This window comes from Camelimonas sp. ID_303_24 (genome assembly GCF_053543495.1).
Window position 1 is genome coordinate 1 of the sequence record NZ_JBLLJM010000026.1, and the last position, 21,568, is coordinate 21,568.

19 protein-coding genes and 2 pseudogenes are annotated in these 21,568 nt (G+C 63.8%); 6 read left to right on the forward strand and 15 right to left on the reverse strand.

The genetic code is table 11. The features are described from left to right. The 4 genes from ACERNI_RS16435 to ACERNI_RS16450 form a co-directional block, all read right to left on the reverse strand. The coding region (locus tag ACERNI_RS16435; protein WP_448834326.1) for a TolC family protein at window positions 1–1,493 on the reverse strand (1,493 nt) is incomplete at its 3' end. A gap of 4 nt (window positions 1,494–1,497) precedes the next feature. Next, window positions 1,498–3,390, reverse strand: a complete 1,893-nt coding sequence (locus ACERNI_RS16440) for an FUSC family protein (protein ID WP_448834327.1) — start codon at window positions 3,388–3,390, stop codon at window positions 1,498–1,500. Beyond that, complete coding sequence (gene mdtN / locus ACERNI_RS16445; RefSeq protein WP_448834328.1) at window positions 3,374–4,423, reverse strand: multidrug transporter subunit MdtN; 1,050 nt, start codon at window positions 4,421–4,423, stop codon at window positions 3,374–3,376. The genes ACERNI_RS16440 and mdtN overlap by 17 nt, the downstream gene beginning before the upstream one ends. A 3-nt stretch (window positions 4,424–4,426) precedes the next feature. Then, window positions 4,427–4,705 carry a YtcA family lipoprotein gene (locus tag ACERNI_RS16450; RefSeq protein WP_448834329.1) on the reverse strand — a complete coding sequence of 93 codons (279 nt, stop codon included), beginning with the start codon at window positions 4,703–4,705 and terminating at the stop codon, window positions 4,427–4,429. Window positions 4,706–5,335: 630 nt separating this feature from the next. Between ACERNI_RS16450 and ACERNI_RS16455 the strand changes: the two genes are divergently transcribed. Next, entirely contained in the window at window positions 5,336–5,725 is a 390-nt protein-coding gene (locus ACERNI_RS16455; protein ID WP_448834330.1) for a fluoride efflux transporter FluC, read from the forward strand. An 11-nt stretch (window positions 5,726–5,736) separates the two neighbouring features. After that, window positions 5,737–6,120, forward strand: a complete 384-nt coding sequence (locus ACERNI_RS16460) for a CrcB family protein (RefSeq protein ID WP_448834331.1) — start codon at window positions 5,737–5,739, stop codon at window positions 6,118–6,120. 140 nt (window positions 6,121–6,260) lie between these two features. Here ACERNI_RS16460 and ACERNI_RS16465 read toward each other — a convergent pair whose 3' ends face one another. The 10 genes and pseudogenes from ACERNI_RS16465 to ACERNI_RS16510 all read right to left on the reverse strand — a co-directional run bounded on the left by ACERNI_RS16465 (window position 6,261) and on the right by ACERNI_RS16510 (window position 16,054). After that, window positions 6,261–7,496: an SLC13 family permease gene (locus tag ACERNI_RS16465; protein ID WP_448834332.1), complete on the reverse strand. Its 1,236-nt coding sequence runs from the start codon at window positions 7,494–7,496 to the stop codon at window positions 6,261–6,263. Between the two features lie 168 nt (window positions 7,497–7,664). Then, on the reverse strand, window positions 7,665–8,906 hold the full coding sequence (locus ACERNI_RS16470) for an ammonium transporter (protein WP_448834333.1): 1,242 nt from the start codon (window positions 8,904–8,906) through the stop codon (window positions 7,665–7,667). A 96-nt stretch (window positions 8,907–9,002) separates the two neighbouring features. Next, window positions 9,003–9,998: an urea transporter gene (yut, locus tag ACERNI_RS16475; RefSeq protein ID WP_448834334.1), complete on the reverse strand. Its 996-nt coding sequence runs from the start codon at window positions 9,996–9,998 to the stop codon at window positions 9,003–9,005. Between the two features lie 171 nt (window positions 9,999–10,169). Further along, window positions 10,170–11,105, reverse strand: a complete 936-nt coding sequence (locus ACERNI_RS16480) for an urease accessory protein UreD (protein WP_448834335.1) — start codon at window positions 11,103–11,105, stop codon at window positions 10,170–10,172. Between the two features lie 5 nt (window positions 11,106–11,110). Next, a complete protein-coding gene (gene ureG, locus ACERNI_RS16485; protein WP_448834336.1) occupies window positions 11,111–11,773 on the reverse strand; it encodes an urease accessory protein UreG in 663 nt (220 codons plus the stop codon). A 38-nt stretch (window positions 11,774–11,811) separates the two neighbouring features. After that, window positions 11,812–12,492 carry an urease accessory protein UreF gene (locus ACERNI_RS16490; protein ID WP_448834344.1) on the reverse strand — a complete coding sequence of 227 codons (681 nt, stop codon included), beginning with the start codon at window positions 12,490–12,492 and terminating at the stop codon, window positions 11,812–11,814. A 182-nt stretch (window positions 12,493–12,674) separates the two neighbouring features. Next, a pseudogene (gene ureE, locus ACERNI_RS16495) lies at window positions 12,675–13,334 on the reverse strand (urease accessory protein UreE); the annotation flags it as partial. 155 nt (window positions 13,335–13,489) lie between these two features. After that, on the reverse strand, window positions 13,490–15,208 hold the full coding sequence (locus ACERNI_RS16500; protein ID WP_448834337.1) for an urease subunit alpha: 1,719 nt from the start codon (window positions 15,206–15,208) through the stop codon (window positions 13,490–13,492). Between the two features lie 120 nt (window positions 15,209–15,328). Beyond that, complete coding sequence (locus ACERNI_RS16505; protein WP_448834338.1) at window positions 15,329–15,739, reverse strand: urease subunit beta; 411 nt, start codon at window positions 15,737–15,739, stop codon at window positions 15,329–15,331. 12 nt (window positions 15,740–15,751) lie between these two features. Beyond that, window positions 15,752–16,054, reverse strand: coding sequence for an urease subunit gamma (locus ACERNI_RS16510; RefSeq protein ID WP_448834339.1), 303 nt, complete (start codon window positions 16,052–16,054; stop codon window positions 15,752–15,754). A 684-nt stretch (window positions 16,055–16,738) separates the two neighbouring features. Here ACERNI_RS16510 and ACERNI_RS16515 point away from each other — a divergent pair. From ACERNI_RS16515 to ACERNI_RS16525, 3 genes are all read left to right on the forward strand, one after another. Beyond that, window positions 16,739–17,044: a hypothetical protein gene (locus tag ACERNI_RS16515; protein WP_448834340.1), complete on the forward strand. Its 306-nt coding sequence runs from the start codon at window positions 16,739–16,741 to the stop codon at window positions 17,042–17,044. Then, on the forward strand, window positions 16,989–19,025 hold the full coding sequence (locus ACERNI_RS16520; protein WP_448834341.1) for an FUSC family protein: 2,037 nt from the start codon (window positions 16,989–16,991) through the stop codon (window positions 19,023–19,025). The genes ACERNI_RS16515 and ACERNI_RS16520 overlap by 56 nt, the downstream gene beginning before the upstream one ends. A gap of 303 nt (window positions 19,026–19,328) precedes the next feature. Continuing rightward, a complete protein-coding gene (locus tag ACERNI_RS16525) occupies window positions 19,329–19,757 on the forward strand; it encodes an ion channel (protein WP_448834342.1) in 429 nt (142 codons plus the stop codon). 247 nt (window positions 19,758–20,004) lie between these two features. Here the strand turns inward: ACERNI_RS16525 and ACERNI_RS16530 are convergent, their stop codons facing one another. Beyond that, entirely contained in the window at window positions 20,005–20,214 is a 210-nt protein-coding gene (locus ACERNI_RS16530) for a hypothetical protein (RefSeq protein ID WP_448834343.1), read from the reverse strand. A gap of 71 nt (window positions 20,215–20,285) precedes the next feature. Between ACERNI_RS16530 and ACERNI_RS16535 the strand changes: the two are divergent. Further along, window positions 20,286–21,419: pseudogene (locus ACERNI_RS16535) on the forward strand (IS3 family transposase). The last annotated feature ends 149 nt before the right edge of the window (window positions 21,420–21,568 follow it).

A 21,568-nucleotide genomic window follows, 5' to 3' on the forward strand; every position in this document is an offset into this window, starting at 1 on the left:
ACAAAGGCCAGATTGGCCGCGGCGACCAGCGAGGCGGCGTGGGCGTCTGCCTGGGCCTGGCGGGCCACGAGCAGACCGCTGTCGGCGGCGGTGGCGGCGGTGATGGAGCCGACGCCGGACTTCCAGGCGGCGAACGCCGCGTCATAGGTGACCCGCGCCGCATCCGCCAGCGCCGAGGCCGCCTTGTAGGACGCCAGCGCCGAGCGCAACGTATCGGAAGCGACGATGATCTCACGCACGGCGTCGTTCTTCACGCGGTTGAACGTGGTTTCGCCTGAATCGGCCAGCGCCTCGGCCTTGCGCAATTGTGCGGCGCGCAGCCCGCCGTCATAGATCGGCATGGTCGCTCCCACCAGGAAGCCGGTGGTGGAACCCTGCTGGCCAATGGTCGGCAGGCCCGTGGTGCTCAGGCTGTTGGAGCCGCTGGCGGCGACGGCGCTGAGAAACACCTTGGGCATGAACTCCGATTCTGCGGCGGCGACGCCGGCGCGACTGGCTTTCATCGCCGCGTAGCTGGCCAGCACGTCGGGACGACGCGCCAGCGCGGCGCGGATGGCCGCATCGGTCGGAGCCTGGAAATTCGCCGACAGCGCCCGGCCGCTGGCGTCGCGGATCTGCATCTGCGTCATCGGCGACACGCCCATGGCGCCGAGCAGCGCCTGATAGGCGCCGCGCTCCGCCCCCTGGGCCTGCACCAGGCCAAAGCGCGCCTGGGCGACCTGCTGTTTCGCCTGGGCGACCTCCACAGCATTGCCGAGCCCCTTCGCCATGCGATCGGCGGCGGCGGCTTCGATGGCCTGACTGTTGCCGAGCGTCTGCCCCGCGATGCGCACGCGGCTGCGCGCGGCGCCGTAGAGGAAATAGGCCCGCGTGACGTCGAAGATGATCTTCTGGTGCGCGCCGTTGAACAGCACATTGGCCGCCGCCAAGTTATGCCTGGCCGCGTCATGCAGGGCGCGGCGCTGGCCAAAATCGAACAGCAGCCATTGCAGCGTCACCGTGGGGGTGACGCCGCCCACGGTGACGCTGGGATCGCGCAGGCCCGGCAGGGCGTTGTCGACGCTGCCCCCCACCCGCTGGCGGCCGCCAATGACGCTGGCGGAAATGACCGGCAGATACGTCGCCGCGACCATGCCCTCTGACAGCGCCGCCTGGCGCGCCTGTTGCCAGGCGAGGCGCGTCACAGGATTGCGGCTTTGGGCGATGTCGATCAGCGCCGGCAGGTCGTAAGCCTGCTTCGACGAAATATCCGGCGTCGCTTCCAGCGCCGCGACTTCCGGCTGCGGCGTCACGCTGAAGGAAGGCGCGCCGCCAGCCGCATCCGTCGCCTGCTCGCCCTTCGGCTTCCACGGCGCGGCGGGATGTTCGGGCGCGTTCTCCAGGGCGCTGGTGGCGCAGGCGGCGAGACTCCCGGCAACCGCGAGCAGCAGACCCAGCCGCAGCTGGCGGTCCGCCCGTGTCATGATGAGCCTGGCGGCGTTGCGTAACGTCATGTTCTCATCCGGCGGCAAGCTGCGTGATGCGGTGCGCCCGCGCCAGCGTGTCAGGCGCATCACTGTCCGTCATGGCGGCGGCGACCGGCAAGGTCAACGCCGCGCCGCCTTCGGGATCGAGCGTCCCGCCGGCCGCGCGAAACTGCCGGGCTTCCTCATCAAGCGCCCGGTTGCTGAACGCTACGGCGGGCAGCAGGGCGACAATCTCTTCGATCAGCCCATACAGGCGACCCAGTTCGGCCGGCGCCGGGCTCTGGCTGCGCGGCTCGAACGGCGTCATGTCCAGGGCCATCTTCGCGGCGGCCGTGCTGGTGGCGGCGGCGGCGATGTCGTTGACGGCGTCCGGACGCGCCGCAGGCGCCATGACGGCCAGGCGGGCCAGCGCGTTGAGCGCTCCCGCGATCTGGCGACGCGCCTGCACGGCCGCGCTCTTCGGCCAAAAATTGGTGAACATGATGAACACCAGCGTATTGCCGAGCAGGATGCCGATGATCCGGTCCCGCGCCGACCCCATGTCGAGGCTTGGGCCAAAACCGTTGAGAATGGTCAGCAGAAAGGCAAGACCGATCTGAACGCCGCCATAAGAGATGCGTTCGCTGCCCGTCGACACCCATGCGGCCGGCAGGATGGCGACGAAAACCAGCGCCATCAGTCCGCCCACAGAGGTGAGATGCGGCATGACGAACAGGATCGACAGAACGCCGATCAGCGCGCCGATCAGGCAGCCGACGATGCGCAGCATCAGCTTGTGCGTGGTCTCGCCCGTGGTGCCCAAAGCCGCCACGTAGCAGGTGACCATGGCGGTGGCGATGCCTTCCCAGTCCAGCAAGGAGTAAGTCAGATAAGCCAGCACCGCCGCCGCCGTGGTTTTCAGGGCGTAGCGCTGGTGGTCCGGGTTGGTGAAGGCGTCCGGAGCCAGAAACGGAATTTTGGCCGGAACCGCCTTCATGCCGCCGTCCGGCGCGCCAAGGCCAGCCAGGGTCCCGCGGATTGCCGCCAGCGCTGGCGCGTCGTCAGCATCGGCCGCCAGGGGCTCCGGCTGACCCAGCGCCCCCCGATGGCGCACCGCCTGCGCGGCGGCGCGGCTGGCGGCGGCCAGCGACTGGCGCGCGGCGCTCTTGCCGTCGTCGTTGGCGAGCGCGGCGGCGGCCAGCAGCATCCGGTAAGTCGCGGAAGCGGCGCCCGCCAGCCATTGCGCCTCGGCTTTGGGCGCGGTGTGGAAAATCCGGGTCATCAGCACCCGTTTGTCGACCTCGGCCTGGCCTTCCGCCAGCAGCGCCATCGCCTTGCTGCGATCGCCCGTCGCCAGCAGATCGGCGGCGGCGTTCAGGCGTTCGGCCACCGTCTGGCGCAGCAGCGTGTGCGGGCCGGTTCCGAGCACCAGGCAGAAGCCGATCATCAGCGCCATGGGCATGCAGGCCATCGCCCAGGCGTACAGCAGGCCGCGCGTGACGATCTCGCCAACCGGGACGAGGTCGACCATGGTCAGGATAAAGGCGATGACCAGGCCGATGATGGCCCCGATCTCGCCGAGTTGCGACGCCGAGCTGAGAAACAGAAAGATGAACGTCGCCCCGGCGATCACCGCCAGGCGCAGCAATGGCGTCTCCGCCAGCGACTGGATCAGCGGCGCCATGCCGAAAACCACGAGGGTGGCGAGAATGATCAGGCCTATGGCCTGGCCGACGCACTCGGCTCCGTTGGGCCGCATCAGGAAGATGATCAGATAGCAGCTGATGGCCGATTCCGGGATCCGGTGCATCATCGCCACGGCGGCGGTGATGGCGCAGAGCAAGGCCACGCGCCAGGTCAGGCCGAAGCGCCCTTCGAACGGCTGAAGATCGCTCCAGACCTGCCGGGCGATCATGCGCCAGGGCGCATCAGCAGCCGTCGCCATGATGCACCATTGCGGTAGCGGACGCGCCGACGCGCATCAGTTCGTCCGGAGGATCGATGAGCCGGATGCGAACGGGGAAGCGCTGGGCGATGCGCACCCAGTCCAGACTCTTGGGCACGACCGGAAGGTTGCGGGGAATGCGGATCACGTCCTCCGAGGCCACGCCCCAGCTGATGCTTTCGACCCGGCCGCGGATGGCCCGCTTGCGGTCAGACAGGGCGTAAACGGTGGCGCAGTCGCCGATGCGGATCGCCGGCAATTCCGTCTCTGTGAACGGCGCCACCGCGAACCACTCCCCCGTGCTGATGAGCGTGAACACGGACTGGCCAGGGATCACATACTCGCCCACCCCGACATTCAGGCTGGAAACCTTGCCGGCGAAGGGCGCGCGCACTTCGGTATTGGCCAGGCCACGCTCCGCCAGCGCCAACGCCGCCCGGCGGGCGTCCACCAGGGCTTCTGCCGCCGCCAGGCTGCCGACCAGGGCCTCCGCCGCATCCTTCTGGCGCATGGCCTGGCGCAGGCTCACCTCAGCGTCCTGCTTCGCCGTGCGGGCGGTATCGACTTCCTGGGCGCTGACATAGCCCTTCGGGCGCAGCGCCGACAGCCGGGTCAGGGTCTGGGTGGCGAGAGCCAGGTTGGATTTTGCCCGCGCAATCTGCTCGTCGGCGATGATGGCGTTGTTCTGTTCGGCCACGACGGTCCGGCGCCTGTCCGCCAGCGCTGCTTCCGCAATACGCAGATCGGCCGCGACCTGATCGCGCGCCAGCTGATAGGGCTCTTTCTCAAGCACAAGCAGCAGATCGCCTTTGCCCACCGCCTGGTTGTCAACGACATGGAGGCTGGCGATGCGGCCAGGCACGCTGGCCGAGATCACCACGGTCCTGGCGCTCAGGCTGGCGTCCTGGGACAGGGGATTGCGATCGGCCTGGCGCATGAAGCGCTCGCCACCGAGCACGGCGACGCCGATGATGATGAGGCCAGCCAGCGCTCCCCAAACCTTCACCGCGCGTTGTTTGCTCGCGGGAGCCATGCGTTACCTGCCAAAGCCGAAGAAGGACACCAGAAGGCCGATGATGACGGCGACCGCCACATACACCGGCAGGCGCACGGGAAACACGTCGTCAAGGCCAATGCGAATGAACGCGATGCGCACCAGCACGGCGCCAATGACGCCTACGAACGCGCAGAGCAGCCAGGCGGGAAAATAGGCGTCGAACAGGGGAATGGCCGGCGCGCCCAGGGACGGCCGGACTGGCGCGCAGCCAGCCATAACGCCGGCGATCGAAATCAGGATCCCTGCCCCCGACGCCATACGGCGCGCACGGGACGACCGGCCCGTGACGATGCGCCAGGCTGGATCCAGAAGAGCCGGCCACACGAGAGACGGAATGCCCCACATGACCCGGCTCTGACGATGATCCTGGAAGACGGGCAAGAAACCTCCACGGAACATGCCGCGAGGAGCAACAGCGCCTCAAGGGCCCCCTGCGACACGCTGCGCACGGAGGGACCGCGCAAGGGTTCGGAACACGATATGGTTGTGCTTAGACATTTCCTGCCGCTGCGACAAGTCGACCACCGAAAACCCACCAAAATGACCAAGACTGATCCACATCAGACTGCGGGTGCAAAATGCGAACAAATGGATGCCGCCTGGTCACAAAAGGCGTGAACCATAAGGCGCCGGATCGCGAACGCGGTTGAATCCGGGGACATCGCGCTCCAGCCGCCGCAGTGGTTGACGCCGTCGTCGCAAAGACGCAAACAGAATATTGGGAACATGGTCCCAAACAGACCGGGAAACCGTAAATTCACGCGACTGATTTTTTCAGGCTATCCCTGATCTTTTCCAGTCCAGGATCAACAAATTCGAGACTGCCGCTGCCAGAACGCCTGCCAGTGTTCCTGGATTGCAGTGAACGATACCGTGGAGCAAACAGTCATGCGGCCGCTGGATGTCATGTGGGTTGGTCTTGGCGGTGGGGCCGGATCATTGTTGCGCTGGCAGATTGGACGCATGGTGGGCGAGCGCTACCACGGCGGCTTTCCCCTGGGCACGTTCATCATCAATGTGAGCGGCGCTTTCGTCATCGGCTATCTGTCGGTTCTGTTCGCTGTAGACTGGCGCGACCGTTTCGGCGCGCCGCTGAACGCGGGCGTGCTGACAGGCATTCTGGGCGGCTACACTACGTTCAGCAGCATGCAGCTTGACGCGCTCAAGCTCGGCGACGCGCAACGCTCCGTGACCGCCATCGCCTATCTTGCTGGTTCTGTCGTCGCCGGCCTGCTGGCGGCAGCTGGCGGAGCGGCTCTGGCCCGCTTGCAAGGCTGAGGAGCGCCGTCATGATCAACGCCATTATCCTCATCTTCGTTGGCGGCGCCATTGGCGCCATGACGCGTGAATTTCTGATGCTTGGGGTTCCTGACCCGGCTGACGGTTTTCCCATGCCGATATTCGTCGCCAATATTCTTGCGTCATTCCTGCTGGGCCTCGTCACCGCCCTGCATCAACGCCGGACGGTCAGCGACGACGTCAATACCCTGGTCGGAACCGGGGTCATGGGCGGTCTGTCGACGTTCTCCAGCTTCGTCTATGGCGCCTTCGTCGTGATGAACGCCTCCGCCGCCGGCCTTGTGGTCGCCCTTGCCTATCTGACGGTGAGCCTGCTGGCCGGCTACGCGGCCGTGTGGGCCGGCTTCCGTCTGGGCATGCGGAAAACCGCCTGACCAGACGGCGCCGCGGAGCCGGCCAGCGCCCTCCGCCCCGCCCTTTCCGTTTCCTGGCTGGCTGGCTGGCTGGCGACGGCTTCGCCCTACGCCTGTTCTCATGCCAGACCGGAGCCACGCCCAGGAAGGGATGGATCGCCTCAGGTCAGATACATGATCCAGGCCAAAGCGATTGCCAGACAGCAGGCGGTAACCGGGGCGCCGGCCCGCGAGAACTCCGCGAAAGAGATGCGCACGCCGCATCGCGCCGCCTGCTCAACCACGATGATGCCGGCCAGGCTGCCAAACACCACGAGATTGCTGAAAAAGCCCGTGCCGACAGCCAGCGCCGCGCCAAGGGCCTCGGCGTCTGCTCCCGACTGCAGGAACGGCGTCAGCAACATAACGGTGGGATTGTTGCCGATAACATTGCTGAGCAACCCGCCAACGAGACACAGGGTGACAGGGTTGTTCAGATCGACGCCGATGTCGCGCAGATCATGCAGCAATTGCTGCGGCAGGCCGGTGAGGCCGAGCGCAGCGTTCACCACGAACAGCCCCATGATCAGCAGCAGCAAATTGCCATCGACCTGACCCAGCATGTCCTTCGACGCGATCTTGCGGTTCAGCAGCAGCACGCCGGCCGCCGAAAGCGCGATGATCTCGCGGGGCCAGAGGTCGGATATGAAGGCCGCCATCACCAGCATCGTCACCAGGCCGGCCTTGACGGTTTCCCACTTGTCCAGTGGCGGAATGGGCGCCGCTGGCGGCGGGGGCGCGCCCACGCCTTCCGGCAAGGCCCAGCGCCCCCGATACATGAAGGCGACCACCGCCCACACCACCGGGAACGACAACAGCGCCGGCAGCGCCGTCACCTTCATGAAGCCGCTGAACGACAGGCCAAGCCCCTGGGCGACAATCATGTTCTGCGGGCTGCCGCTGATCAGCCCCACCGATCCGGTGTTGACGCCAAAACAGAAGGCCAGCAGGAACGGGACGGGATTGAGCTTGCGCGCCATGGTGATGGACACAAGCAGCGGCGTCATCGCCACCATCACCACGTCCTTGGTCAGCACGGCGGCCATGACCCCGCCCACCACAATCAACATGGCGAGCAGGGTGGGCGGACTGACCGGCATGGTGGCGACGCGTTGCGCCAGCCAGGCGTAGAAGCCGGAGACGACAAACGCCGACGACACCACCATGAGGCCAAACAGCATGCCGATGGTGCGATAGTCCACGGCGTCCCAGGCGGCCTTCGGCGAAATGGCGCCGAAAACAATCATGGCCAGCGTGCCGACAACCGCCGCGCCGGTGCGATCCACCCGAAAGCCCGGCAGCTTGCCGAACGCCATGGCCACGTAAACCAGGGTGAAGATGACAAGAGTAACGTTCATCCAACATTCCTGGAGCTTGACGCGTTGTGAGGATCTCGCCGGACCATCGCTGTAAACGCATAAATGAAAACGCCGCCCGGCGGTTCAACGGCCGGGCGACAGGCTCGCAATCCGGACGCCATGCTGGCGTCCGGCATCTCATGACCCGGGCGTGACGGCCCCTGGCTGTTATTCAGCGCGCTTGCTGTCCATGTTCCAGAGATTGACAGCGCGCTCGCCCGTCTCGGCCACATCGAGACCTTCGAGTTGAACCTCCTCCGGCACGCGCAGGATCCCCATCGCGTCGAGGACCTTCAGCAGGATCAACGTCACGATCACCGCCCAGGCGGCGACAATCGCCACAGCAAGCGCCTGCACGCCGAGCTGATGGGCGCTGGCCTGCACCTGATTGATGTGGGAGCTGGCGAGGACGCCAATCAGCAGGGCGCCGGTGACGCCGCCCACGCCGTGGGCCCGCCACACCTCAAGGGTGTCGTCGATCTTCAGCCATTTCTGCACGTATTTGGCGTAGTAGCACACCGTCGCGCCAGCTGCGCCGATCAGCAGGGCTGACATGGGTTCGACATAACCCGACGCCGGCGTGATTGTGGCGAGGCCAGCGACGGCGCCGACCAGAACGCCGGAGAACGACGGCCGACGGGTTTCCAGCCACTCCCAGAACATCCACACCAGCATGGCGATGGAGCCCGCCAGCATGGTGTTGGTGAAGGCATAGGCCGCCAACGCGTCCGCCGCATAGGCGCCGCCAGCGTTGAAACCGAACCAGCCGAACCAGAGCAGGCCCGCGCCCAGCGCCACGAGCGGCAGGCTGGCCGGCATCGACTCCTTCTCGCCCACGCCGAGCTTGCGTTTGCCCAGATAGGCAGCCGTTGCGAGCGCCGAGAAGCCGGCGGCGGTGTGAATGACAATGCCGCCAGCGAAATCGACCACGCCCATTTTGGCAAGGAAACCACCACCCCAGATCCAGTGCGCCGCCGGGAGATAGACCAGACCAGTCCAGAACGCGATGAACAGCAGATAGGCGCCGAACTGGAAACGGCCCACGAACGCGCCGGTCATCAGCGCCGGCGTGATAATGGCGAACATCATCTGGTAGGCGAACACCATGATGAACGGCACGCTTTTGGCATAGGTCGGGTTGGGCGAAATGCCGACATGATACATGCCGAAATACGTGGAGATGTTGCCGATAACTCCATTGATGTCAGGGCCAAAGGCGAGGCTGAAACCGCCGAACACCCAGATCAACCCGACGACGCCCATGCAGACGAAGTTCTGGATCATGATCGACAGCATGTCGCGCTGCTTCACCAGCCCGCCGTAGAACAATGCAAGCGCGGGGGTCATCATGCACACCAGCGCGGTGCATATCAGGATAAAGGCGGTGTCGCCTGCGTTGATGCCTTGCATGGCGTTTATCCTTGGCAAAAGGGGCGGAAGCGTCCTGTCTGACACTCCCGCCGAAGGCATGGGAGGGCGTGGCGGCCCGAAAGCCGCCGCGCCATGTTATTTGGAGGAAGGCGCCTTGCTCTCGACCGGATGCCCGCTGACCGGGCTGTGCGGGTGCGGAGCCAGCAGCGACTTCGGCGCGATGAACAGATACATCGTCAACACATAGGGAGCCGTGAACGACGGCAAGCCAGATGGCGGCATGATGACGTCGAAAGCGCCCTGGACGAACACACAGGTGACCGTTGCGAGCAACGCGTAAATCGTTGCCTTCACTGACGGGTTGAGGAAAATCACGCCTACGGCAAGGGCCGTCAACACCGGGCTGAAGCCATATAGCCCCTGGGCCACCGTCGCCGGATTGGCGCCCATGCCGATAGCGACGACCATGGCGACGAGCGACCCCGCCGCCGTGGCGACGCCTGCCTTGATCGAGGCAATAAATATGCCGGCAAGGATGATGGCGCCGCTGATTTCATTGCCCAGCAGGAAGACCTGGCCGATATTCCGGAAAAAGATGCGGAGCAGATCCGGCGCAGCGGGAATGGTAAAGACGCCCTGCACATAGTCCGTGGCCAGCTTCGGCGCATCGCCGGTGACCTGCAAACCGCCGAAAGTATAGGCGCCGGCCACCATCAGCCAGCCGGTGAGGACAAACGGCCCGGTCGAACCTGGAATGCCCCAGCTCCTGGTGAGCGTGGCGCTGAAGGCCGCAGTGACCACAGTGCTGGCGGCGGAGCCAACGATTACATAGACCCACAATTGCGGAGAAGCAGCGATGAATGTGGGCAGGGCCGCGCCCACCAGCACGCCGTTGAAACCAAACAGGCCAGACCTGATGGAATCTTCATCGCAATCCAGCAACCATGCGGTGAGGGTGGCCACGACCACGCCAATGGCGGCGCCGATGACCGTGGCCCAATTGCCCGACGCGTAAGACGCCCAACCCATGGCCGCGAAGAACAGCACCCCGGTCAGGGCGTTCTCCATGAAGAACACCTGGCTGGTTCCGCGCAGGCAGACTGTTAAAGGGTCGTTTCTCTTTCCGGACATGCCCCGCCCCTTCTCTTTCCGGCAGACTGACGCCGCATTGCGACGCGAGCGCCCCTTGACGCCCGGACACCGGCCCACCCGGCTTCCGGGGCTCTCCGCTCAACCTTCCACCAACAGAACCCTCCGCCCAACCAGTTCAAACCGGACGGTGGGCGCATCCTGCAGATGGGCTCAGCGCCACAAAAACTCCTCCGGCAAGGTGCGTCCACGCGCTTCCTCCCGGACGATTTGCCAGAAACGTCGCACTTCCCGGCGCACGTCGTAACTTTCCACGCCGACCACGCGCAGCATCAGGCCCGCCCCGTTGGGCAGGCGGCTGACGCCGGCGATGGCGCGCGCTTCCCCGGCCGGAAACAGCGTTTCGAAGCGTTCCCGGATGCGCGCCGCCACATCCGGCGGCGTCAGGCACATGATGCTGGCGAAAGCGTCGAAACCGCGCATCACCGCGGCGAAATTCACCGTCGGGTCGCCCTTTTCGATCAGCAGTTTCTCGGCGAACAGCTCGCGCCCATCCGGACGGCGCACGGACACCGCCATCGACAGCAGGTCGAGCCCGAAGCGTTCGTCCTCATGGTGATGCTTGCGGCCGCTCATCAGCATTTCGCCATAGAGGACGGTGGCGTCCTCAGCGACGATGACCTCGGTTTCGTTAATGAACCGGGAGTCGCGATACGGAATGGTGAAGTCGGGCAGATACTCGAGATAGCCGCCGGAGGCCACGGTCACCGTCTGGTGCTGCGAGGCATAGTTGGCGTCCATCTGGTGAATGCGGTTGGCGCTCTGCGACGTCACCTGGGCGCAGGCGCCCTCCTCCACCGAAATGTCGATGCGGTAGCGGTCGCCCTGCAGCACGCCGCCGCCCACCGAAATGATCGAACAGATCGGCAGCTCCGGCATGGCCTCGTCCCAGTACAGCGCCTGCTGCACGAGCAGGGGCGCCACCCGGTAGAGATCGTGCAGCACCGAGCGCCCGTTGCGCACGGAGAAGCCGAGCCGCAATTCGCCAACCTTGCCAGGCGCGGCGGCGCGCATCTGCCGGGGCTGGTTCTGGTAGCCCTGCACCTCTCGGGCGGCGTCGAGCCGGCCCAGGCGCTCGTGCAGCGTCATTGTCATCACCGGGCGGCGGGCGTCGACGCCGGCGTTTGCGGCTGCGTTGTCTGAACGTCGAACAGGGCCATGTCCATGATGAGGGCGATCAGATCATCTATGCCCTCGCCGGTCTTGCAATTGGTGAAGACGAACGGCTTCTTGCCGCGCATCAGCTTCGAATCCCGGTCCATTACTTCCAGGCTGGCGCCAACGTAAGGCGCGAGGTCCTTCTTGTTGATGACCAGAATATCCGACTGGCAGACGCCAGCGCCGTTCTTGCGCGGGATCTTGTCGCCAGCGGCGACGTCGATGACGTAAATGTAGAAATCCGCCAGCGCCGGGCTGAAGGTCAGGGTCAGGTTATCGCCGCCAGATTCGATCATGATGACGTCGCTGTCGGGGTATTTCTCCTCCAGCTCCTCGACCGCGGCAATATTCATCGACGGATCTTCGCGCACCGCCGTATGTGGGCAGGCGCCGGTTTCCACGCCAACGATCTTTTCCTCGATCAGCACGCCGTTGAGGGTGCGGCGCACCTGTTTGGCGTCTTCTGTCGTCACCACGTCATTGGTGATGATCAACGGCTTGACGCCCATGTCGATCAGGCGTGGCGTGATGGTCTCGATGATTGCCGTCTTGCCGGAGCCGACTGGACCGCCAATGCCGATGCGGGTGATCTTCTTCATTGTGCCTGACCTCGTGCAGGGCTGGGCGACACCAGCCCTCAGTTCATGAACAGCCGGACGTGCGTTGTCGTGTGATGCGCCACCAGCACGTCGAACACCGGCGCGAACACCGACATTTCATCCAGCGCCAGATGGCGCACGGCGTTGTAATCCTCCTGCACGCGCTGCTGCGTCATGAACAGGATGCGTTGGGTGTCGAGATGATCGATCCGCATCAGCCGCACGGCGGCGCTCAGGATCATCGACGCCACGCCATACTGGTGCATGACAAAGGTTTCCGCCTCGTCCGCCCCCATATGGGCGAGCGCAATGGCCTGACCGATGGGAAAACAGCCCGGCGTGGCGCCGGCCCTGATGTCGCCCAGCCAGCGCTCCAGCACCGGAAACTCGCTGATTTTCAGCGCAAGCTCGGCCAGTTTCTTGCCCATGCGGGCCAGCATCATCTGCTGTTCCTCGCCGACGCGCCGGCGCCACAGGGCGGCGTCGGCGGCGCGGATCCCCTCGTAGTCGCCCGTCCGCATGGCCCGGCTGGCGTGCAGCAGGGCAACGCCGTCCATGCGCGCCGCCTGGCGAACGGCCAGTTCGACGAACTCCCGCAAGCTGGCGGGGTTGGTGACGACGCCGGTTTGCAGGGCGGATTCCAGGCCGTTCGAGAAGGCGAAAGCGCCGACCGGCAGGGTGGAGTCCGAAAACTGGAGCAGTCGCGCCAGATGCGTCATGTCGCGCGGCGCGGAGAGCCCCTCAGACGTCGCCTCCGACATCACGTCTCCTTCGGATGCGCATGATCGTGCGGATGGGCGTGATCGTGATCATGACCGTGGGAATGGGCGTGCGCCTCATCGCCATGGTGGTGGTCGCCATGATCGTGGTGGTGACCAGGTTCATGATCATGCGCATGGGTATGGCTGTGGCCATGCGCATGCCGCTGGCCATTGGCGTGCGCGTGCTCATGGCTGTGCTGGTGGCTGTGGGCATGGGCGTGAGTGGCCTCATGACCTTCCGCATGGCCGCCGTGATGGTGATGCGGCGTGGCGTCGGCGCCTGCGAACAGCAGCCGCACCTCACGCGCATCGAGCTTCGCGGCGATTTCCTCGCCCGGCGCGAAGCGCGTGGTCACATGGGCAAAGGCGTGGGTGCGCATCACCGAGGCCATGACCTTCTGGTCCACCGACAGCGGCACGTAAACCGTGCTGCCCTTGATGACCGCCGGCCAGTGCTGGTTGCCAAGGCCATGACCCAGCTCGAAACTGGACCGGAGGATCTCAGCCGGCGTCAGACGCTCCAGCCCCTCCAGCTCGATGACCAGAACTTCCTTTAGCGCCACGCGGGCGACGACGATGACGTTCTGCGCGTCGTCTGCGTACAGCACGTCGCCGTCGTGCAGGTGCTCGGAGCGCGGCAACGAAATCGCCAGCTCGACGCCGCCTTCACTGGCCTTGCGCAAGCGGTTCTTCGGCGCTTCCCACTGTTCCAGAACGAGGTAGTCAACCCGCGCCGTCCGGGCCCGCTCGCTCCAGGCCAGATCATTGATATTGCCGAGCTTTTTCTCAACGAGGATCATGATCCCTCCGGCACTCCCTGCAGCCGTCATCTGGGGCGGGCGACGATGCGCCCGCGCCGTTTGTGCAAGCCCGACCACATCAAGCCGGCGCTTGCCGTTTTCATTTGCGTTCTGCGGACGCAGGCGGCGTCCGCATCGCCGGGAACACCCTGACTTCAGCTAAAGAAGTGAAGCTGGGTCAGCGGCAGATCCGTTGCCGGCTCGATGGTCGCATGCTCGCCATCCACCGTCACCGCGAAGGTCTCGGGGTTGACCTCAATGGACGGCAACGTAGCGTTGCGCACCATGGACGCCTTGCTGATCGTCCGCGTGCCATAGACCGGAATGACCTGCGACTGCAGCGCGTAGCGCTCGGCAATGCCATCCTCGAAACCGGCGTGCGAGGTGAAGGTCACGCGGGTCTTGGCCAACGCCGAACCCATCGCGCCGAACATTGGCCGGTAGATCACCGGCTGGGGCGTCGGCAACGAGGCGTTGGGATCGCCCATCAGCGCCCAGGAGATCATGCCGCCCTTGATGACCATCTTCGGCTTGGCTCCGAAGAACGCCGGATCCCACAACACCAGATCGGCCATTTTGCCGACTTCAATCGAGCCGATCACCTGGCTGACGCCCTGGGCGATGGCGGGGTTGATGGTGACCTTGGAGACGAAGCGCAGCACGCGCTCATTATCGTTGCCCGACGCATCGCCGGCATAGGCCCCGCGCCGCGCCTTCATCAGATGCGCCGTCTGGATGGTGCGGGCCCAGTTTTCGCCAACGCGACCCATGGCCTGGCTGTCGCTGGAGAGGATCGAGATCGCCCCCATGTCGTGCAGCACGTTCTCGGCGGCGATCGTCTCAACGCGCACGCGGCTTTCCGCGAAGGCCACGTCGGTCGGGATCTTGGGGCTGAGATTGTGACAGATCATCGTCATGTCGAACAATTCGGCCTGGGAGTTGATCCCATAGGGCAGCGTCGGATTGGTCGAGCTGGGGACGACGTTGGAAACGCCGGCCACGCGGATGATGTCCGGTGCGTGACCGCCGCCGGCGCCTTCCGTGTGGTAGGTGTGAATGGTGCGCCCCTCAAAGGCGGCGATGGTGTTCTCGACGAAGCCGGCTTCGTTCAGCGTGTCGGTGTGGATGCAGACCTGAACGTCATATTCATCAGCAACGCCAAGGCACGCGCGGATGGCAGCCGGGGTGCTGCCCCAGTCCTCATGGATCTTGAAGCCCATCGCGCCGGCATGCAGTTGCTCGATCATCGGGGCTGGCGACGAGCAGTTGCCCTTGCCCAGCACGCCTGCATTGACCGGCCAGGCGTCGAACGAGCGGAGCATCATCTCGATGTTCCACGTGCCGGGGGTGATGGTGGTGCCGTTGGTGCCGTCGGTTGGACCGATGCCGCCGCCAAACAGGGTCGTCACGCCATTGCTCAGCGCCGCCTCCGCCTGTTGCGGCGAAATGAAGTGGACGTGCGCGTCGATGCCGCCAGCGGTGAGGATGAGATGCTCGCCGGAGATGGCGTCCGTGCCGGCGCCCAACGCCAGCCCTGGCGTCACGCCTGGCATGATGGCCGGGTTGCCGGCCTTGCCAATGCCGCAGATCAGGCCGTCCTTGATGCCCACGTCCGCCTTGATGACGCCCTGGATGCCATCAATGATGGTGACATTGGTGATGACAAGATCCGGCGCGCCGGCGGCGCTGGTCAGTTCGTTGTCATAACCCATGCCGTCGCGCAGGGTCTTGCCGCCGCCATAGACGGCTTCTTCGCCATAAACCCGCAGATCTTTTTCGATCTCGACGAAAAGATTGGTGTCGGCCAAGCGAATTTTGTCGCCCGTCGTTGGGCCATAGAGGTCGGCGTACTGCCGTCTTGAAATCTTCGCCATCCCGGAGCTCCAGTTCTGGCGCGTTTCCGCCTGGGACCGGCCCAGGGAAACGCCTGTTATCTGCTGCTGTCACGCAAAGCCGCCGCTGGCCGCCGGAATGTCCGGCGCCGCAAAAGGCCCTCAGGATTTGTTGCGGAAGCCGTAGCGCGCAACGCGCTCCATGGCGTCAGCCAATCGCGGCCGGTAGTCGTTGTAGCTCTCGTCGCCAACCCAGCCGTTGACGAGGCCATTGAAGCCGAGCACCCGCTGCTTGCCCTGGTAGGGCACCAGCGTGACTTCCTTCTCGTCGCCCGGCTCGAAGCGCAGGGCAGTGGTGGCGGGGATGTTAAGCCGCTTGCCAAACGCCTGTTCGCGATCGAATTCGAGCGAGGCATTCACCTCAAAGAAGTGGAAGTGGGAGCCGACCTGGATCGGGCGGTCTCCGGTATTACGCACCTTCAGGGTCGTGGTCGGATAGCCGGCGTTGATTTCAATGTCGTCCGACGCGAGCACGAGGCCGCCGACGGGCGTGCTTTTTGCATTCTTGCTCATCAGGGGCTCCCGTCACTTGATCGGATCATGAACGGTGATAAGGCGGCTGCCGTCCGTAAATACCGCCTCTACCTGCACGTAAGGGATCATTTCGACCACGCCGTCCATAACGTCGTCACGGGTGATGGTCTTGCTCGCCAACTCCATCACCTGCTCAACGGTCTTGCCCTCGCGCGCGCCTTCAAGGGCTGCGGCGGCGATCAGGGACACCGTTTCCGGATGATTGAGTTTCAGCCCCTTGTCCTTCCGCTTCTGTGCTACCTGCGCGAGCGTGTAGATCATCAGCTTGTCGATTTCCCGGGGGGTAAAGTGCATAGGCGGCCTCCTGTCGGACCGGAGACATGCGCTCGCGCGCGTTCCGCATCCCGTTACAAGCCAGAAACCTTTATCAGAACGGGGCTGCCAAACGCCAGCGTCAAGCCGCCGCCCGTACATCATATTTCATGACAATCGGTGCGCCTCTCCCAGCAAAAGGCGCCGTGGCGCGCCCCTTGCGTCTGAAATTTCGTGACTTTCGACCGACACCGGGGCCCGGCGTCGTTGCGGTCATTTTTGGGTGTGCCCAGCATTACAGGTCCATATACCGAAAGATCATTTGAGCAGATGAAAAGTATGATAATTTTTTCTATTGATCATACCGCCCAGCCGGATGCCGGACAAAAGTGCGCGGGCTGCGACCAGGCTCAGGACCTGTTAATCACGTCTGATGCGTCGCTAACGTCTTTGCGATGGAAGCATTGATGGTTGATTTGGCTCTCCCGGTGGAGCGCAGATGGCTCGTAATTTGCCGCTTTTCCACTGGCGCCCGGCATCCCTCGGCTTGATGGCCGGCGCGCCGCCAGTGGGTTGTGTGTGATCCGTATTGGATTGAAGCAGGAGGATGCGCCCGCCGGTTTGCTGCCAGGGCCCAGGCGGTCCTCGGCATCAGGGACGCGCGGACTATATGGTGAAGCCGCGTGACTTCCCCACTCGCCAGGGCATGTGGCGACGGGGGGATTGATGCTCGCTCGCGCAAAAATTCGATTCTGGAACTGCCTGAAGCCTGCATCCAGCCCACATGGGAGAGCGCTGGATTATCTCATCGGCGTCATGCTGGTCAGCATTCCTTGCCAAGGCATGCATGTGCTGGCTACTTCTCAAGGCCAGAACGTTCGTGGCCAGGGAGTTTTTCTTTGTGTTCTCATCCCGGAACGGTTCTGCCGCCAGCACTGTGGTCCCGATTTCACGCCGGATCCCGGGACCGCGCGGCATGATGCAGAAGATGCAGCGGACCTCTACCGCCAGGCTGGTTTCGGCGGGAGGTGAGCCGGAACGTCCCAATTCGTGGCTTCGCGAACTGGCGCGGGTCAAGAAAAGCCGATGGGAGGTTGGCCATACGCTCAGGGGAGCGCTGGCCGTTGGTCTTCCCTGGGCAATCGCCCTTGCCATTGGCGCGCCATTGGCCGCCATGTGGATCTCTTACGGAGCCATGCGTGCGCTAAGTTCGGAGACGGGTGGAGGATATCGCACCCGCTTCCGCACCGCCATTATCGCCCCGATCCTCGGCATGGTGGGCTTCCTGGCTGGCGCCCTGGACAACATGCCATGGGCGGTAACCGTCACCGTCATGACCGTCTTCGGGTTCGTCGCTGCGGTGGCGAGCGCCTATAGCGCGCAACTGTCGAAAGCCACCACGCACGCGCTGCTGGTCGCGGCCATCACCATCGGCATACCCAGCACAGCAGACTACAGACCGGCGCTGCTCTATTTCTCGGGGGTCGTATTCTATGTTGCCCTGCTGGGGATCGAGGCGCTCTGCATGCACGGCAGAACGCGGCATACCCAGCTCACCGCCCTGCTCAGCGCTCTGGGCAACCTTGCCGCATGCCGGGCGCTTGCACCGTCCGGCGACCAGCTCAGGCAACCCGAGGTGGAAGAGGCCCGGCGCGGCGTGACGACGGCCTTCTGCGGGCTCAACACGACAGTGATACAGGCCGCCCCTCACCACTTCCGCAGAGGCGATGTGGGCGCACGCATGGCCGCGGTTCTCGCCAGGGCCGATGCCTCCTTTGTGGCGATCACGGCCTCGCAGGACAGGGCGGCGCTCCAGGTGGCGGCAACGGCGTTACGCGCAGCGGCAGCTGGTGAAGCCGTTCCGCCGGTGGCGTCCAATGATCCGGTCGGGGTTGCGATCAACGCCCTGCTCGGCGCACTGGACATCGCCACCGCGCCTGCTGAAGCGGCCGAAGAGCCTGCGATCCCGCACGAACCGCCGCGGTCAGGCAGATTCCATGTTGCGATCGACCAGATAGCGCCCACTCAGGAGGTGCTGCGGTCCGCCGCCTCGGTGGCGCTTTGTCTCGGTATTGCCTATTCGGCGCGCTGGCTCGTTGGAAGCGACGAGCACTGGTATCTCAGCGCCAACCATTGGTACTGGATACCACTCACAGTAAGCATCGTGATGAAGCCGGAGCTCGGTTCCGTTTTCGCTCGCGCTATCCTGCGCATCGCCGGAACAATTGTCGGCGCGTTAGTCGGCGTGGCGTTCGTGCTGCTGATACCGAATGGTGTGTGGCTGGCGCTGCCGATCGCAATATTTGCGGGCCTGATGCCAACCGCCGCACAGCGCTCATACGCGCTATTGGCCGCTGTCACGACGCCAATCATTCTTGTCTTTCTCAGGGCCCTGGAGCCCGTTCCCATCGGCGCCAGTTATGCAGTTTTGCGGATTGAGAATACTGTGATCGGCGGGGCCATCGTTCTCATTTTCGGATATTTTATTTGGCCGCGAACCCATTTCGACAGGATCGCGTCTGATTTCCAGCGGGCGAAACAACGTATTGCCGATTATATCCGGGCCACCGCGCGCACCAGAGACAAATCCAGAGACGCGTCGTTGCGGGAAGCGCGCCGCGAGGCTTACCGGGAACTGATGAACTTGCGAACGCATCTGCGGGCGGCGCTCGCCGAGCCGCCGCCGGCGTCCGTCGAGGCCGCCGCCTGGTTTCCACAAATCACGACCGCCGAGCGCATGTGCGATCATGTGACGACCTATGTGGCCGGCGCTCCCGCGCTGGTGTCTGCAGCCGATGCCGACGCACTGGCCAGGCTGGCGACCGAGGTGGCTTCCCAGCCCGATGCGCAGGATGCGAATTTGACTTCCCCTTGCATGGGGTGCAGTCCACAGGTGACAAAGTTGCATGGCGAGATCAAACGTGAGCTTCAGCACCTGGAGCGACTTCGCAATGACGCCCCCTTCCGGCAGATCAACCCGCAACAGTCCAGCATCAGGCGAACCTTGGGATAAATTCACGGCTTCCGGGATCTGCTTGTGGACGCCCGCTCCCGAATGTGAGCAGTTCGGGTTCGGTCATGCCACGACGCCGGCTGCTATACCGGCTCCATGCCATCTTTTATATGCTGCCGGCTATCAACCGCCTCGTCATGGAGAGTTGGCGACAGGCGCTGTTATGCGTGAAGCTGGCCCGGGTCAGCTGGATCGTGCTTTGACGATCCGAGCCGGTTCGGCACAGTGGAAACGAACGCGCCGGACTTCGGGAAGCCGGCCAGGACGGCGGGATATTGGCGCTTTGACTCACGGGGGATAATCATGGCGTTCGAGCTGTCTCTGGGGCTCATTGCTATTATCGCGGCGATGATATTGCATCTCTGCGCAACATTGCTTTTAATTCAAATCCTTCGGCCGCTTCGTTTTTTAATAAAAAACTCCCCTTACAAATTCGTCATTAGCGCCCTAATGCTGACAAATGTAATCTTCTTCTCCACCCATCTTGTAGAAGTTTGGCTTTGGGCATCTATATATCTCTATCTGCATCTGGCGACCGATTTTATGAATGCATATTATTCAGCTTTCATAATGAACACCACGCTTGGGCTGGGCATGGTGCCGCAGGAGATCGGCACCCGTTTGCTGGCTCCACTGACCGCGACAAGCGGGATTATGACGATGGGCTGGACAACGTCGGTGTTTATCTATGTTCTGCAATACTCGCTTCCGCATATCGCGCGCCCCGATTAGACTCAGGAGCTGTTAGAACGTTTTCCGATCACCCGGGGTCGGCTGAGCGATCAGAATTGGCTCGCAACAGGGGGAGTTGGAGCAGCTTGCGATCCAGATTGATCGAAAGCTGCTTTATTCGCGCCGAATGCGTGATGGCCTGCAGCGGCTTCGTGGACCGCAGGCCAGGCTATCAGAGCGCGCAGTTTGGCGCCGGACTGTTCATGGGAACTCCGTCGTAATTGGCGCGACGAGGATCCGTCACGGGTCAACCGACAGCAATTGCAGGTCCGTTCTCCCAGGCGATGCGCCTCCGCCCGGTTTTTGCCGCCGCCGTGTCAGCCTGGCTCTTGAACTGGGCAAAAGCCAGCAAGCCAACCGTCTTCTGCAATGCGATAAACTTGGGGTGTATTTCGATCACCTGGCCACCGGGAGCATGAATTGCGAACAGACCACGCTTCCGGCCTCCCTCGATCATGCGCCGGATATTGGACAGCCCCTATCCTGACAGACAGGTCCCGCCTGTCGTTTGAGCATAGGAGGCAGCTCGTGAGTTCACAGAGATTTGCCCCGGAATTCAAGAAAGAAGCCGTTAGGCGGGGGCGAACGCGGTTATGGCGTTCCGGATGTCGCGGCCCGTTTGGGCGTTTCGGCATATAGCCTGTACAAAGGGGCCAAGGCCGTATCCCCTAACCGATCCGGGCAGCAATCCAGGGAACTCATGGAAGCAAAGAGCGAGGTTCTTCGCCTTCGTTCTCAACTGCGTCGCACCGAAGATGAGCGGGATCTCTAAAGAAATGCCGCGCGGTACTTTGCCAGGGAACCCGGGTGAAGTACCGCTTCATCAACGACCACCGTCGTGACCACGCCGTCACATTGATGCGCCGGGCTCTGCGGGTGGCGGGCGCAGGGTTCTACGCATGGTTGCATGAACCGCCGAGCGATCGCGCAAGGGAGGATGCGCGGTTGCGCGATCTCATCCGCGCCTCCTACAGCGCAAGCCATGGCGTCTATGGTGCGCGCCGCATCTTCGGCGACCTTCGGGAAGCCGGAGAGAACTGCGGCCTCCACCGTATCGAGCGCATCATGCGGGAAAACGGCATCAAGCCGGTACGCGGCTATAAAAAGCCCCGAACCATTGCCGGTCGCCCCTCGATCATCGCTCCGAACCGGCTGCAGCGCGTGTTTACTGTCGATGCCCCCAACACGGCCTGGGTGACCGACATCACCTATATCCGGACCTGGCAGGGCTGGCTCTACCTGGCGGTCGTCGTCGACCTCCATGCACGAAAGGTCGTTGGCTGATCGATGAAACCCAGCCTCTCGAAAGAGCTGGCGCTTGATGCGCTGCTCATGGCGATCTGGCGCAGAAAGCCCGCAGGGCGGGTTGTCGTGCGTTCAGATCAAGGCGGCCAGTATGGAAGCGACGACTTCAAGCGGTTTTGCCACGCCAACAATCTGGAACCCGGCATGAGCCGGCGCGCAAATTGCTGGGACAACGCCGTAGCGGAGTCGTTCTTCTCAAGTCTGAAGAAAGAGCGCATCCGAAAACGCATCTACAAAACCCGGGATCTCGCGAGAGCCGACATCTTCGATTACATCGAGGTCTTCTACAACCGGACACGCCGCCACTCCCATCTCGGCGGCATCAGTCCCGAGGCGCTCGAAAGCGCCGCGGCGTGAGGCAGGGAGTTGTCTGCCATTCCGGGTGCAGTTCAACCCGTGTCCCGATGGGCCAATTGACAAATTCCGGCGACGCGGGGCCATGATTCAGGGTTCCGGCCGCGCCTTCCCCGGAGCGCGCAAAAGGTCGCTCACATCGCCCGCCTGAT